The sequence below is a fragment of the Pseudonocardia sp. NPDC049154 genome, assembly GCF_040648315.1.
GTDB lineage: Bacteria > Actinomycetota > Actinomycetes > Mycobacteriales > Pseudonocardiaceae > Pseudonocardia.
The window spans coordinates 1-13,804 of record NZ_JBEZDN010000074.1; the positions used below are offsets into that span (position 1 = coordinate 1).

At 72.5% G+C, this 13,804-nt stretch carries 17 protein-coding genes; 9 read left to right on the top strand and 8 right to left on the bottom strand.

All coding sequences use genetic code 11. From position 1 onward, the window contains the following. Positions 1-26: 26 nt before the first annotated feature. Positions 27-428 (top strand): HNH endonuclease signature motif containing protein, encoded by a 402-nt coding sequence (locus AB0B41_RS28060; RefSeq protein ID WP_358208517.1) that lies wholly within the window; start codon positions 27-29, stop codon positions 426-428. Here AB0B41_RS28060 and AB0B41_RS28065 read toward each other — a convergent pair. From AB0B41_RS28065 to AB0B41_RS28085, 5 genes are all read right to left on the bottom strand, one after another. Then, positions 425-1,276, bottom strand: a complete 852-nt coding sequence (locus tag AB0B41_RS28065; RefSeq protein ID WP_358208519.1) for an endonuclease/exonuclease/phosphatase family protein — start codon at positions 1,274-1,276, stop codon at positions 425-427. The genes AB0B41_RS28060 and AB0B41_RS28065 overlap by 4 nt on opposite strands. Positions 1,277-1,350: 74 nt before the next feature. Next, entirely contained in the window at positions 1,351-1,953 is a 603-nt protein-coding gene (locus AB0B41_RS28070) for a cadmium resistance transporter (RefSeq protein WP_358208521.1), read from the bottom strand. Between the two features lie 31 nt (positions 1,954-1,984). Beyond that, positions 1,985-3,019, bottom strand: coding sequence for a sensor domain-containing diguanylate cyclase (locus tag AB0B41_RS28075; protein ID WP_358208523.1), 1,035 nt, complete (start codon positions 3,017-3,019; stop codon positions 1,985-1,987). A 115-nt stretch (positions 3,020-3,134) separates the two neighbouring features. Continuing rightward, positions 3,135-3,542 carry a VOC family protein gene (locus AB0B41_RS28080; protein ID WP_358208525.1) on the bottom strand — a complete coding sequence of 136 codons (408 nt, stop codon included), beginning with the start codon at positions 3,540-3,542 and terminating at the stop codon, positions 3,135-3,137. A 4-nt stretch (positions 3,543-3,546) separates the two neighbouring features. Then, positions 3,547-4,185 carry an oxidoreductase gene (locus AB0B41_RS28085; RefSeq protein ID WP_358208527.1) on the bottom strand — a complete coding sequence of 213 codons (639 nt, stop codon included), beginning with the start codon at positions 4,183-4,185 and terminating at the stop codon, positions 3,547-3,549. Between AB0B41_RS28085 and AB0B41_RS28090 the strand changes: the two genes are divergently transcribed. Continuing rightward, complete coding sequence (locus tag AB0B41_RS28090) at positions 4,112-4,396, top strand: hypothetical protein (protein WP_358208529.1); 285 nt, start codon at positions 4,112-4,114, stop codon at positions 4,394-4,396. The genes AB0B41_RS28085 and AB0B41_RS28090 overlap by 74 nt on opposite strands. 15 nt (positions 4,397-4,411) lie before the next feature. Here the strand turns inward: AB0B41_RS28090 and AB0B41_RS28095 are convergent, their stop codons facing one another. Then, positions 4,412-5,020, bottom strand: a complete 609-nt coding sequence (locus AB0B41_RS28095; RefSeq protein ID WP_358208531.1) for a TetR family transcriptional regulator — start codon at positions 5,018-5,020, stop codon at positions 4,412-4,414. Between the two features lie 100 nt (positions 5,021-5,120). On the opposite strand from AB0B41_RS28095, the gene AB0B41_RS28100 reads away from it, so the two are divergent. The 4 genes from AB0B41_RS28100 to AB0B41_RS28115 are packed head-to-tail and all read left to right on the top strand — an operon-like array spanning position 5,121 to position 8,860. Then, positions 5,121-6,059, top strand: a complete 939-nt coding sequence (locus AB0B41_RS28100) for an alpha/beta hydrolase (RefSeq protein ID WP_358208533.1) — start codon at positions 5,121-5,123, stop codon at positions 6,057-6,059. Next, entirely contained in the window at positions 6,056-7,249 is a 1,194-nt protein-coding gene (locus AB0B41_RS28105) for an LLM class flavin-dependent oxidoreductase (RefSeq protein WP_358208535.1), read from the top strand. Before AB0B41_RS28100 ends, AB0B41_RS28105 begins: the two co-directional genes overlap by 4 nt. Beyond that, the gene (locus AB0B41_RS28110; RefSeq protein WP_358208537.1) at positions 7,249-8,277 is read left to right on the top strand and encodes a zinc-binding dehydrogenase; all 1,029 of its coding nucleotides are present in this window, start codon (positions 7,249-7,251) and stop codon (positions 8,275-8,277) included. Before AB0B41_RS28105 ends, AB0B41_RS28110 begins: the two co-directional genes overlap by 1 nt. A 1-nt stretch (position 8,278) precedes the next feature. After that, positions 8,279-8,860 carry an acyl-CoA dehydrogenase family protein gene (locus AB0B41_RS28115; RefSeq protein ID WP_358208539.1) on the top strand — a complete coding sequence of 194 codons (582 nt, stop codon included), beginning with the start codon at positions 8,279-8,281 and terminating at the stop codon, positions 8,858-8,860. A 58-nt stretch (positions 8,861-8,918) separates the two neighbouring features. On the opposite strand, the gene AB0B41_RS28120 is transcribed toward AB0B41_RS28115, so the two are convergent. Next, a complete protein-coding gene (locus AB0B41_RS28120; protein WP_358208541.1) occupies positions 8,919-9,170 on the bottom strand; it encodes a hypothetical protein in 252 nt (83 codons plus the stop codon). Positions 9,171-9,209: 39 nt separating this feature from the next. Then, complete coding sequence (locus AB0B41_RS28125) at positions 9,210-9,941, bottom strand: polysaccharide deacetylase family protein (RefSeq protein ID WP_358208543.1); 732 nt, start codon at positions 9,939-9,941, stop codon at positions 9,210-9,212. Between the two features lie 675 nt (positions 9,942-10,616). Here AB0B41_RS28125 and AB0B41_RS28130 point away from each other — a divergent pair. Genes AB0B41_RS28130 through AB0B41_RS28140 form a run of 3 tightly spaced genes read left to right on the top strand, consistent with a single transcriptional unit; the run spans position 10,617 to position 13,561 of the window. Continuing rightward, on the top strand, positions 10,617-11,732 hold the full coding sequence (locus AB0B41_RS28130; RefSeq protein WP_358208545.1) for a site-specific integrase: 1,116 nt from the start codon (positions 10,617-10,619) through the stop codon (positions 11,730-11,732). Beyond that, a complete protein-coding gene (locus tag AB0B41_RS28135) occupies positions 11,725-12,096 on the top strand; it encodes a helix-turn-helix transcriptional regulator (RefSeq protein WP_358208547.1) in 372 nt (123 codons plus the stop codon). Before AB0B41_RS28130 ends, AB0B41_RS28135 begins: the two co-directional genes overlap by 8 nt. Next, positions 12,077-13,561, top strand: a complete 1,485-nt coding sequence (locus AB0B41_RS28140; RefSeq protein ID WP_358208549.1) for a hypothetical protein — start codon at positions 12,077-12,079, stop codon at positions 13,559-13,561. Before AB0B41_RS28135 ends, AB0B41_RS28140 begins: the two co-directional genes overlap by 20 nt. Positions 13,562-13,804: the final 243 nt, after the last annotated feature.

Here is a 13,804-nt window from a genome sequence, read left to right on the forward strand (position 1 = left end):
CGACATCCGGAGGACACTGGTTCACGATGTCGTCCCCACACCCGCAGCCCGGCCGCGCCGAACGGCTGCGCGCCGCCGCGGCCCGGGACGGCCACGCGTGCGTGTGGTGCGGGCGGCCGTGCGTCGGCCTCGTCGCGCCGACGACCGACCACCTGGTGCCCAAGGTCAAGGGCGGCCCGAGCTGGGTGGAGAACGAGGTCGTGGCGTGCCGGCGATGCAATGCCGCGCGCGGGCACCGCAGCCCGGCCGAGTGGTTCGCCGAGTGCGAGCGGCGCGGCTGGGAGCCGAACCTCACCGCGGTGCTGGGCGCCTTGCGCGCCCTGGACGCGGCGATCGCGGCCCGCGGCGGGCAGCGCCGCGCGCGGCCGTACCTCGCCGCGCAGCTGCGCCGACTTGCCCGCGCCGAGGAGGAGCGCCGGGCGTCCTAGCCGGCGAACCCCGCGCCGAACGTCCCGGGCGGCCGGTCGGGCAGCGCGAGGTCGGCCACGAGGCCGAGGTGGTCGCTCGGCGGGCTGCCGCCGAGCCCGTCGGTGAAGGCGAGCTCGCAGGCGTCGACGCGGAGGGTGGGGCCGTGGCTCGTACCCCGCACCAGCACGTAGTCGATGCGACGTGGCCGGACCAGCGGCATGTCGCCGGCCGCGACCAGCGGGTTCGCCGGCGTGAAGGTGTGCCCGGGCTCGCCGGGGTGCGCGGTCTCCCAGGCGTCGTGGTAGCTCACGCTCACGCCCTCCAGGGACTGGCGCCCGGTGAGGAACCGGATGCAGGCGGCGTCGGGCGTCGCGTCGAGGTCCCCGAGGAGCACGGCGTGAGCCGGCCGTTCCGCCAGCACCCGCTCGACGAGCTCCGCGGTCGCGACCGCCTGGAGTTCGCGCTCCCGTTCGAAGTTCAGCTGGTAGCACGGCTTGTGGTGGGCGACGACGAGCGGCCCGAGCCCGGGCGCGTCGAGCTCGGCGACCACCGCGCCGCCCCACGGGAACTCCCGGGCGCGCGGGGTGACGTCGAGATCCAGCCGGTGCACCCGCGTGAAGGGCCAGCGGCTCGCGAGCACGGCGGTGCTGCCGTCGTCGGCGACCGCGGGGTGCGGGGCGAGGTGGTGGCCGGGCACCAGATCGGGCACCTCGTCGCGCACGACCTCCTGCAGCGCCACCACGTCCGGGTCGAGCCGTCGCAGCTCCGCGCGGATCGCCTCGCGGCGTCGCGGCCCGTCGGCGTACTGCGGGGACAGGGCGTTGAGGGTGACGACCCGGATCCGGGCCGCGGGGCGGGGAGGGCTCACCAGGCCCATGCTGCCCGGTCACCCGCCCTCAGATCGGCCCGGCTGAGCCCGGCCCCGTTCGGTCCGGCCGTCGTTCAGCCCGGCCCGAACGCGCCGCCCTCGACCAGGACGAGCACGCCGAGCGCGATCAGCACCACCGGCAGCAGGACGTGGCCCCACCCCGACACCGCGCGGGCGACGAAGGGACGGGTCGCGAGGAAGCGCCCCGCGGCGCACCACACCCCGACGAGCAGCAGGAACACCACGGCGTAGATCACCAGCCCGGCGGTGTCGGTGCTCGCGAACACCGGGACGTAGACGCCGATGTTGTCGCCGCCGTTGGCCAGGGTCACCGCGGCGACCGCGAGCGCGCCCGTCCCGGAGACGGGCTGCTCGCCCTCGTCGCCGCTGCCGCCGTCCCGCCGGGACCGCCACGCCTCCCACGCCGCGCGCAGCCCGAGCAGGATCGGCAGCAGCCCGAGATAGGGGACGACGCCCTCCGGCAGGAACCCCGCCCCGACCGCGCCGACCACCGACGCGGCCAGGATCGCGCCGAAGCCGAGGTACTGCCCGGCCACGACCTTCCCGGCGGCGCGACGGTCCGGTGCCCGCCCGAACCAGAGCGCGAGCAGCAGCAGGTCGTCGACGTTCGTCACCGCGAACATCCCGGCCGCCTGGCCGATCACCCCGAGCTGCACGCCCCCAGCCTCCCGCGGGGACCGCGCGGGCTCAGGAGGGGGTGCGCGAGAGCCCGGCCCGCCGGCGGCGCTTCTGCTCGTACATGGCGTCGTCGGCCGCCTTCCAGGCGCCCGGGAAACCCGTGACGATGCGGTACGGGGCGTGCCCGAAGGAGCCCGAGACCCCCGCCCCGGCCAGCGCCTTCTCCGCGCGCCCGACGAGCTCGGCCGCCTCGTCCGGGACGGCGCCGGCGGCGATGATCCCGAACTCGTCGCCGCCCAGCCGGGCGAGGACATCGCCCCGCCGGACGGTCGCCGCGAGGGCGGTGGCGGCACGGCGGATGTACTCGTCTCCCGCGTCGTGTCCGTGCACGTCGTTGACGGTCTTGAGGTTGTCCAGGTCGAGCACGACCACGCTCGCCGTGTCGCCGAACCGGCGGAACCGGTCCTCCTCCTGCTCGACGAACCGGTCCCAGCCCCGCCGGTTGAGCAGGCCGGTCAGCGCGTCCGTCTCGGCCTCGCGACGGGCGCGCTCGAGCTCGCGGGCGGCGGCCGTGGCGGACAGGTCCGCGTCGAGGACGGCCGACAGCAGGCCCGAGAGCAGGTCGAGCAACGGCAGCTGGTCGCGCAGGGCGGCGGGCTGCGGCGACGGGTCGTAGCCGCAGACCGTGCCGAACAGCCGGCCGTCCCCGCTCACGATCGGGGTGCCGACGTAGGCGCTGATGTCGATGGGCGCCGCGGCCGCCATCTCGGCGTACTGCGGGACCTCGCGCACGTCGGGCGCGATGCGCGGCGTGGTGCCCTCGACCATCGTGTGGCACATCGACTCGCTGAACGGGAGGCTCGTGCCGGGCGGGAGGTCGTAGCCGTCCCCCTCGGCGGTGAGCAGGACCTGGCGGTCGCCGACCACCCGTGTCACCGCCCAGCCGCCCAGCGGCACGGTCTGCTGCAGGTACTCGAGGACGCGGTGACACGCGACGTCGAAGCTGCGGGTCGGCAGCAGGGCGTCGGCCACCGCCGAAGCCACCCGGGGGCCCGGGACGGTGAAGGCCGTACCCCTGACGGCGCCTTCCGGTGGAGCGGACATCGGCGGCAGAGTAGCCCACACGGTGCGGGCCACACCCTGCCGATGGCACCAACGGGGAGTCGGGGGCCGGGGTACACCCCGTCGTGTACCGCCGGCCCCGTGACCTGGATCTGGCTCAGCCGGCCGGCACCTCGACGACGGCGATGTTGTTGCCGTCCGGGTCGCGCAGCATGAACAGCTTCGGCGCCCCGGGCGTGCTGTCGTCCGGCGCGGCGTCGAGGTCGACCCCGCCGATCGCGCTCAGCCGGGCGTGCTCCGCCGCCACGTCCGGCGTCTCGACGCCGATCGAGCCGCCCCCGGGCTGGTCGAACATCGGCGGGTTGAGGGCGAGCCGGGCCGTCGAGCCGGGCGGGGCGACCTCCAGCCAGCGGTACTCGTCGTTCGGGCCGAACCGGCTGTCGCTGCGGACCTCGAAGCCGAGGACGGTGGTGTACCACTCCTGGGCGGCGTCCTGGTCGGCGACGGTGAACATGACCACGCCGATGTTCGAGATGCCGCTGCGTGCTTGGGTGTCGTTGCTCATGCCCCTACGACCGCGGGCCGCCGCCGAACTCATCGGCCGTCGACGGATTCCCCCGCCCGATCGCGTCGAGGTCGGCCAGCGCGTCGGCCGGCAGCTCGAGCCCGGCCGCCGCGACGTTCTCCCGCAGATGCGCGACGGCCGACGTCCCGGGGATGAGCAGCACGTTCGGGGACCGCTGCAGCAGCCACGCGAGCGCGACGGCCAGCGGGGTGGCGCCGAGGCGGTCGGCCACGGCGTGCAGGGCGCCGGACTGCAGCGGGGAGAAGCCGCCGAGCGGGAAGTACGGCACGAACGCGATGCCCTGCGCCGCGGTGAGGTCGACGAGGGCGTCGTCGGCGCGGCGGGCCACGTTGTAGAGGTTCTGCACGCAGACCACGGGCGCGATCGCCTGCGCCTCGGCCAGCTGCACGGCCGAGACCGTGCTGAGCCCGAGGTGCCGGATCAGCCCCTGCTGCTGCAGCTCGGCCAGCGCCCCGAACTGCTCGGCGATCACTCCGGGCTCCGGCGACTCGACCCCGCCCATCCGCAGGTTGACGACGTCGAGCCGGTCGAGGCCGAGCCGGCGCAGGTTGTCGTGGACCTGGTCGCGCAGCTCGGCGGGGTGCGGGCGTGCGGCCAGCCGCCCTGCTCGTCGCGCCGTCACGGCGCTGGCCGGCGGCCCGGTGCGGATGCTCCACCCGCAGGTCGGGATGCTGGAGCTGCGCCGCGAGAAGCTGCCGATCGGCGACTCGGGCGAGCAGCTGCTGGTGATCCACCACGCCGAGCCGGGCTCGGAGACCGCCCGCTCGCTCGCCCTCCTCGGGTCGCTGGCCGCGACGCCGGACGCGGCCGATCCCGTGGAGGAGCGGGGCTGACGGTCCCGGACCCGCTCAGCCGGACCGGTCGGGCGGCGTGGCGAGGCGGCCGCCGACCCGGCCCAGCGCCAGGAACAGCTCGGTCGCTGCGTGCACCAGCTGGTCACGGTCGACCGGGATCTCGCCGTCGATCCAGCGCGTGAGCAGCTCGCTGAACCCGCCGACCAGGAACGCGGCGGCGATCCGGTGCCCGGAGCCCGGCTCCTTCCCGGCCGCCTCCAGGGCGATCAGCCCGGCGATGTCCGACGAGGACTCGCGCCGCCGGCGCTGCAGCCGCTCGTGGCCGCGGCCCTCGACGTACAACACGCGCGCCCGGCGCCGGTCGGAGTCGACGAACTCGGCGGTGCTCGCCACCGTGGCCCGCACCCGGGCGACGGGATCGTCGCCGGCTGCCGCCACGGCCGCGTCGACCGTCGTGTGCAGCTCGGCGACGACCCGGTCGAACACGGCGACGACCAGGGCGCCGATGTCGTCGAAGCTCTCGTAGAAGTACCGCGCGTTCAGCCGGGCCGTCGCGCACACGCCGCGCACCGTGGTGGCGGCGAGCCCCTGGGTGCCCAGCAGCTCCAGCCCGGCGTCGAGCAGCAGGGAGCGCCGTTCGGCCACGCGATCGGCCGCCGGCACGCCCGCCCAGCGCGGGGGTCTGGTCGTCTCGTCAAGTCTTGGCAACGCGCGTGACCATACCCTACGGTTCTGGTCACAACCGTTACCAGGAGGTGGCAGCGTGGCCACGGAACGCTCCGTCGACGTCGGCGGCGTCGCCCTGCACGTCGTGGAGGACGGCCCGCCGGACGGCCCCGTGGTCGTCCTGTCCCACGGGTTCCCCGAGCTCGCCTACTCCTGGCGCAACCAGATCCCGGCCCTGGCCGCGGCCGGGTACCGGGTCCTCGCGCCGGACCAGCGCGGCTACGGGCGCAGCTCCCGCCCCGAGGCGGTCGCCGACTACGACATCGCGCACCTGACCGGCGACCTCGTGGCGCTGCTCGACGATGCCGGCGTCGAGAAGGCGACGTTCGTCGGCCACGACTGGGGCTCGATGGTCGTCTGGCAGACCGCGCTGCTACACGCCGACCGGGTCGCCGGAGTGTGCGGGATGAGCGTGCCGTTCGCCCCGCGCCCGCCCGCGCCGCCGACCGCGTTGTGGCGCAAGGCTTTCGAGGGCCACTTCTTCTACATCCTCTACTTCCAGGAGCCCGGCCCGGCCGACGCGGAGCTCGGCGCGGACGCGGCGACGACCATGCGCAGGCTGCTCTGCGGCGTCCGTGGCGGCGGCATGGCCTCCGAGGACGACGGCCGCGGGTTCGTCGAGCGCTTCGCGGAGCCCGACGCGCTGCCGGGCTGGCTCAGCCAGGAGGAGCTGGACTTCTACTCCACCGAGTTCACCCGCACCGGCTTCACCGGCGGCCTGAACTGGTACCGCAACTTCGACCGCAACTGGGAGCTCACCCCGCAGCTGGAGGGCGCGAAGGTCGAGGTCCCGAGCTTCTTCATCGGCGGGGCGCTGGATCCCGTCCTGTCCCTGAGCCCGCCCGACCGGCAGGCCGCGTGGCTCGCCGACCACCGCGGCACCGTGCTCGTGCCCGACGCGGGGCACTGGGTGCAGCAGGAGAAGCCGGACGAGGTCAACGCCGCACTGCTCGACTTCCTGGGGGACATCCGATGAGGCCGCTCGACTTCGGGGTCTTCTACGCCCCGTTCCACCCGTACGGCCAGGACCCGACCCTGGCCCTGGAGTACGACCTCGAGCGCATCGAGGCACTCGACCGCTTCGGCTACGACGAGGCCTGGGTGGGCGAGCACCACTCCGGCGGCTACGAGCTGATCGGCAGCCCGGAGATCTTCATCGCCGCCGCCGCGCAGCGCACCCGGAACATCAAGCTGGGCACGGGCGTCGTCTCGATGCCGTACCACCACCCGTGGCTGCTCGCGGACCGGATCTGCCTGCTCGACCACCTCACCCGCGGCCGGCTGATCTTCGGGACCGGCCCCGGCGCCCTGCCGACGGACGCCTACGTGCTGGGCATCGACCCCGTCGACCAGCGACGGCGCCACGAGGAGGCTCTGGAGGCGGTCCTGGCGCTGTTCGGCAGCGAGGAGCCGGTCACGCGCGAGACCGACTGGTTCACCATGCGCGAGGCGCGGCTGCAGGTGCGGCCCTACCAGTGGCCACACCCCGAGATCGCGGTGGCCGCCATGGTGTCGCCCTCCGGGCCCCGGCTGGCGGGGCGGTACGGCGCCTCCCTGCTCTCGCTGTCGATGTCCGCCGCGGCGGAGGGGTTCGCCGCGATCGGCAACGCGTGGGGCGTCGTCGAGGAGCAGGCGGCGCAGACGGGCCGGCCCGCGCCGGACCGGTCGACCTGGCGGATCCTGGGCCAGGTGCACGTCGCCGAGACGCGGGCCCAGGCGGTGCAGGACTGCACGTACGGGCTGCGGGACTTCGCGAACTACTTCGGCGGCGGCGCTGGATTCGTGCCCCTGTCGGACGGCGGCGACCCGGCCCAGCTCTCCGACCACGAGTTCGTCGAGCAGTACGGGGCGAGCGGGCGCGCGATGATCGGCACCCCGGACGATGCCATCGCCTATGTCGAGAAGCTGCTCGACCAGTCCGGTGGGTTCGGCACGTTCCTGATGCTCGGCCACGACTGGGCCTCGCCCGCGGCGACCCTCGAGTCGTACCGGCTGTTCGCCCGGCACGTCATCCCGCACTTCAAGGGCCGGCTCGCGGCGCCGAAGGCCTCGCACGACTGGGCGGTCGCGAAGCGCGAGCAGATCTTCGGGCGGGCCGGGGAGGCCGTGATCGGCGCGATCAAGAGCCACGCCGCCGGGACCGGCGCGACGCGGGACGGGGCCTGATGCGGGCCGCGGTGCTCCACGGGGGGAAGATCCTCGTCCGCGACGACGTCGAGGAGCCGGTCCCGGGCCCCGGCCAGGTCCTGGTCGAGGTCGCGGCCTGCGGGATCTGCGGGTCGGACCTGCACTTCGCGCAGCACGGCGCGGAGATGCTCGACCTCGGCCGGCGGATGGAGGGGCTGGCCCGCAGCAGCGCGGAGCTCGACCTCGACCGGGACGTCTACCTCGGTCACGAGTTCTCCGGCCGCGTGCTCGAGGCGGGACCGGACACGACCGCGCCTGCCGCCGGGACGCTGGTCACGGCGTTCCCGATCCTGCCCCGGGCGGATGGCGGGATCGACACGATCGTCTACTCGAACACCATCAAGGGCGGGTACGGCGAGCGCATGATCCTCGCCGCGCCGCTGCTGCTGGAGGTGCCGAACGGGCTGCCCGCGCACCACGCCGCGCTCACCGAGCCGATGGCCGTCGGGCTGCACGCGGTGGTCCGGTCCGGCATCGCGGCCGGCCAGCGGGCCGTGGTGGTCGGCTGCGGGCCCGTCGGGCTGGCGGTGATCGCCGCCCTGCGCGTCCGCGGCGTCGAGTCGATCGTGGCCGCCGACTTCTCCCCGGCCCGGCGGACGCTCGCCGCGACGATGGGCGCCACCGAGGTCGTCGACCCGCGGCAGGAGACGGTGTGGGACCGGGCGGGCGCGGCCACCCCGCTGGTCGTCTTCGAGGCGGTCGGTGTCCCGGGCGTGCTCGACGACATCCTCCGCTGCGCCCCGGCCCGCTCCCGCGTCGTCGTGGTCGGGGTGTGCATGGGCGCCGACACCGTCCACCCGTACTTCGGCATCTCCAAGGAGCTGTCGGTCGACTTCGTCCTCGGCTACACGCCGGAGGAGTTCGCCGCGTCCCTGCGGTCGATCGCCGAGGGCGAGATCGACGTGGCCCCGCTCGTCACCGCCCGGGTCGGCCTCGACGGCCTGTCCTGGGCGTTCGACGCGCTGGGCGACCCCGAGGAACACTGGAAGATCGTCGTGGAGCCGTGAGATGACCGACTGGGACGTCGTGTTCGACGACGTCTTCGTGCCCGACACCGCGGTGCAGCGCGGGACCGACCCCGCGGGCCCGCCGGTGTGGGACGCCGCCCAGGAGCGGATCTTCGCCTGGTTCGCCGTCTCCGTGGCCTCGGTCTACCTCGGGATCGCCCGTGCCGCGGCCCGGTTCGCCTACGACCACGTCGGCGGCCGGACCGTCACCGGTGCCTCGCTGCCGATGGCGCGTCAGCCCGCGCAGGTGACGAGCGCGGCCGAGATCGAGCTGGCGCTGCGGCCGGCGGAGGCGATGGTCTCCGACGTGCTGACCCGCCGCGCCGACGGCGAGCTACTGGCGCCCGCCGACATCCAGGCCCTCAAGCACACGGCCGTCACCGCCGCGGCCGTGGCCGTCGACCGGTGCGTGCGCATGGTCGGCGGCCACGGGATCTTCCGCAGGCTGCCGCTCGAGCGGTACTACCGGGACGTGCGGGCCGGGCAGTTCCACCCGCCGTCCACGGACGTGGCCCTCGAGACCATCGGCAAGGCGGCCCTGGGGATCGACCTCGCGGCGGAGCCGCGCTGGCCCTCCGACTGATCGGTCGTGGTGGCGTGGAAGGGCATCCGGAGCATCCCTTCCCGATCCGGAGCCCGCCTCAGGCACAGAGGCCGGCAAGGTCAATCTCCGGCACACGCTGGGTGGGCAGCCCTGTGGCCGGTCCGGGCGCCGCCGCCGGATCGTTATCGCCTGCATAGGCAGGATGATTCTGCGCCTCCTCCAGGCTGACGAAACGGAAGCCCATCTCACGATAGAGTGCGAGCGAGCGTGGGAACATGCGCGCATCGAACGAGCCGAAGTGAGTGAGTAGCACATAAGGGATGTCGCCACCGTAGGCAGCCTTCGCCACTCTGCGCGATGCCTCCGCGTTGTAGCGGACCGCGTCCAGTCAATCCTCCTCGAGCTTCGCAATTGCCGCCTGATCACCCCTGACGGCGCAGCGCACATAGGCGTCGTTGTACTTCCAGTCGTCGAAGGCCATTGTCACACCCGCGACCCTGTAGCCGCGAGAGGCGAGATATTGGCGGATTGCGAGCCTTGTGACCGGATCGTCGCCCTCTTGGAGGTACGGGTAGCGAAACCAGTGCCAGTCGCCACCCGAGATCCTTTCGAGCAACGGTTCGTTACGTGCGATCTCCTCGCCATAAGCTCCGGCGGTGAGTTCGTTCAGATCGGCATGCGACCAGGTGTGGTTGCCGACCGGAAATGCGCTGGCCCAGTACTCGAGCGCTGCCATGCCGTCCGGGTCCGCCTCAGCACGCGAGCCGTTGACGAAGCCACGAGCGGGAACGCCCTCTGCGCGGAGTGCGGCCACCAGGCGGCGGCTGATGTCGAGCCGCGTCTCGCCCGGCGCCGTCCCGCCATGCGCAGGAATATCGTCGACCGTGACCGCGATCAACGGATGCCCCGCGGACGGTGCCGCGGCTTCGGCCTTGAAGGTCGGCCCGGGCGCGCTCGCGGCAATAACAGCTGTGATCGCAACCATCGCGCAACCCGTGATTCTCCGGGTCATCGTTCTTCCGCGCCGCGAGGTGGAGGTGCTCATCCAGACCGTCGCCTGGCCTTCGCCGGACGGCTGCTGGTCGCGCCTGGTGGGAAATGGGGACAACTCGGCAAGCATGTGCACTTTGGCCCAGAACGAATGCTGCGGTCGCGCAGGAGTCGATCGCATCGGCGTCGGCGGCCACCTGGAACTTCACCGTCCACGGCTTCACCCCCTCAGCCCAGCGCCACGTCACCGCGAGCTCAGCAGAGCCATCATCTTGCGCCGATTCTCCGTCCACCCGCCCATGTTGCCTAGGGGCAGGGCTTGAGAAGCCTGTAGTGGCCCTCGGCCTCAAGGTCGAACTCTGTATCGAAGGCGTTACCGGCCGTGAACGACCGTGCGGCTTGGGTCGAGTGCAGCGAAGTGCACACTGACCAGCGCCTCAACTCGCCGATGTCCCGTTCACTCCGGGCGACCACGGTTGAAGGTCGTTCACGATCTCCGCCCGGCCCAGTGGCGCCGACGACCCGCAACCGGCCGGGACTCGTCGACGGTCAGGGTCCTGACTCTGAGCACCGGAGCGAGCTAACTGTCATAAGGTAGATTATCGGCTCGGGAAGGACGGGAGTTGCAGTAGATGCAAGTACTCCCGTCCGGCTGCGATGTCACGGTCGCTGCAGGTGGTGGCTGGTGGGCGCGGTAGCCCGTGCGCGTGCCGCTGGGTCCGGAGCTGCCGCCGCGACGCAGGTTGCTGTAGGTTTCCTGCATTAGATGCAGGATTCCACGGCGTGAGGTGGCTGGGTGGACGCAGTGCCGGGGTTCGTGCCGCGGGTGCTGCGCGACAGCAGCGTCGGGCTGTTCCGCGCCGAGGATCGGGTCTTCGAGGCCATGGTGGACGGCTGGCGGGCGCAGATGCTGGCCCGCGGGCTGGTCACGGCGACCATCGAGACACGGACGCGGCTTGTCATAAGGTTCCAGCAGTACGCGGGCGACTATCCGTGGACCTGGCGGCCGGCTGATCTCGAGGACTTCCTGGCCGAGCGTCGCTCCGGTGAGCGTCCGGTCGCTCTGACCACGCTGCGGGCCGAGGCCAACGCGATCGGCATGTTCTGCGCCTATGCGGCCAGCCCGGTTTACGGCTGGCCCGAGTTCTGCGAACACCTGTTCGGGGACGTTCCGGCCCAGATCTGCTTCGCCTGGAACACCCCGCGGCATACGACCGATGACGCCGTTCCCGCTGGTCGTCGTGCCTTCACGAAGGTCGAGCTACAGCGTCTATTCGATCACCTAGATGATCTCATAGACCGCGAGCACGCTGCGGGAAGCAAGCGCTGGCTGCCGTTGCTGCGCGACTCGATCGCCTTCAAGGTCTGCTATACGTTCGGGCTGCGCCGGCGCGAGGTCACGATGCTCGAGCTGGCCGATTTCGGGCCCAACCCGCACGTCCCCGCCTACGCCGGCTACGGCGCGGTCATGGTGCGCTGGGCCAAGGGCACCGCCGGGTCCGGGCCGCGGCGACGTACCGTGCTGACCGTCCCCGAGTTCGGCTGGGTGGTCGACCTGCTGACGTTCTGGACCAGCGCGGAGGGCCGCGGCCGGTTCAGCTACGCCGACCGCTCCTCGGCGCTCTGGCCGAGCGAGCGCGGCATCCGGATCGGCGTGGGCAGCCTCAGCGACTCCTTGGCCGGTCACCGGGCAGACGTCGGCCTGCCCGAGGAGCTGGGGCTGCATTGCCTGCGCCACTCCTATGTCACGCACCTGATCGAGGCCGGCTACGACCCGGCGTTCGTGCAGACCCAGGTCGGCCATGCCTACGCCTCCACCACCGGCCTCTACACCTCGGTGTCGGCGGACTTCAAGCAGAAGACCGTGCAGCAGATGATCGCCCGCCGCATCTCCGGGAAGGACGGCGAGTCCGATGGCTGAGCAGCGACGCATCGGCTACCGATGGCACCTGCGGACGCTGATGGCGCAGCGCAATCTCTGGAAGACCACCGAGCTGATGCCGCTGCTGCGCTCCCGGGGCATCAACCTGTCCGAGAGCCAGGTCTACCGGCTGGTGACCGGCACCCCGGAGCGGATCCCGGCCCGGACCTTCGCCGCGCTCTGCGACATCCTCGACTGCAGCCCGAACGACCTGTTCGAGCCGTTCGTGGAAATGCGGGCGGCCGGCACGGCCAACGCCCCGAGCCGGCCCGAGGACATCGGCGTCCGGCCCGGACAGCCGATCGCCCGGCGCATCCGGCTGATCCCCGACGAGCACCACCCCGATGAGGGGCCGGGTGAGTAGGCCGCGCAAGCCGCAGGACCCGGCTCGCTGGCCCGAGCCCTGCGCCCGCTGCGGCGAGCACCGCCAGCCCGCCGCCTTCTGGCCGGACGGGCGGGTCTGCGGCTACTGCTACAAGCAGGCCCAGCGCACCACGGGCGTCTGCGCCTGCGGCCATGAGGGTGTCCTGCCCGGGCGGATCGATGGTGCCCCGGCATGCCGGGGCTGCTCCGGAATCCGGCTGAACCTCGACTGCCGCTCCTGCGGCGCTGAGGACGAGCTCTACAACGGCACCCAGTGCTGGTCCTGTGTCCTCGCCGCCAAGGTCGATCAGGTGCTCACCCACCCCGAGACCGGCGTGATGAGCCTGCAGCTGACACCGGTGGCGGCCGCGTTGAAGTCGATGAAGCGAGCCAACAGCGGGCTGACCTGGTTCAACCAGCCACACGTGGCAGCGTTCCTGTCCGAGCTGGCCCTCGCCCCAACCATCAGCCACGAGAGCCTGGACCAGCTACCGGCCTCGCGGACCCGGGACTACGTCCGCGGCCTGCTCGTCGAACACGATGCGCTCCCCCGCCGCGACGAGCTGGCCGCCCGCTACCGAGACTGGGCTACCCAAGCCCTGACCCGGGTCGTCGATGAGCACCACCGCGAGGTCATCGAGCGCTACGTGCGCTGGCACCACCAGCGGCGGATGAACAGCATGGATCGCGTCACCCAAGGCGCCTTCCTGCGCGCCAAGCAGTCCGTGACCGTCGCGATCGAGCTGCTCAACTGGCTCCACGCCCGCGGCATCGCCATCGAGCAGCTCGCACAGGCCCACCTCGACACCTGGCAGGCCGAAGGACCGACCACCCGCGAGATCGCCAGCCGCTTCCTGCGCTGGGCGATCAACACCCGCCTCGTCGCCCCGACGCTGACCATGACCCCACACCGGCGCGGCACCAGCCCGACACTGTCCGCCGCCGAACAAGACAGCGCCCTGCAGCGCGTCATCGCCCCCGACGATCTCGACCCGCGCGAGCGCGCAGCAGCGATCTTGGTGCTGGTGTTCGGTCAGGCAGATCGAGCACGTCGTCCGCCTCACCTGGGACGACATCACGGTGACCCCCGAGCTGGTCAGCGTCCGCCTCGGCGGCGTCGACATCGCGCTGCTGCCACCGCTCGACCAGCCCTGGCGGCACCCGCTGCCGCACCCAGCCACGACCTCACCGCGGCCCACCCGCACAGCAACTGGGTGTTCCGGGGCTCCTCCCCCGGCCAGCACCTGCGCGCCTCCACCCTGCGAAACCGTCTACGCGAGCTGTTCAGCACCCGGGCCGCCCGGCTGGGCTCGCTGCACGAGCTCACCAAACTGGCCCCGGTCGCCATCATCGCTGAGGCGTTGGGCTACCACCCGGCCACGATCGAACGCCACGCCATCGGCTCCGCCGCTACCTATGCCCGCTACGTCGCGGCCCGCGCGGACACGCCCCCAACGTCCCGATGAGCAGCGCTACTCCTGCTCGGAGCTACGCAGACTTCGGCGAACCCGCAAGCTGTCGCTTCGGCCAAAAGCACCTTCGAAGCAGGACTGCCGGGCGCCTACTCCCGACCGATCAACTGCCGTCTCTGCCAGTTAACGATGGCCAGTTGCAGTCGAGGCGAAGGACGCAGCGACACGCCACAGACGACTCGCCGCACGTCCGGCGGGAGGTCGATAATGCCGGGATGTGGACGTCACCGCACGTGC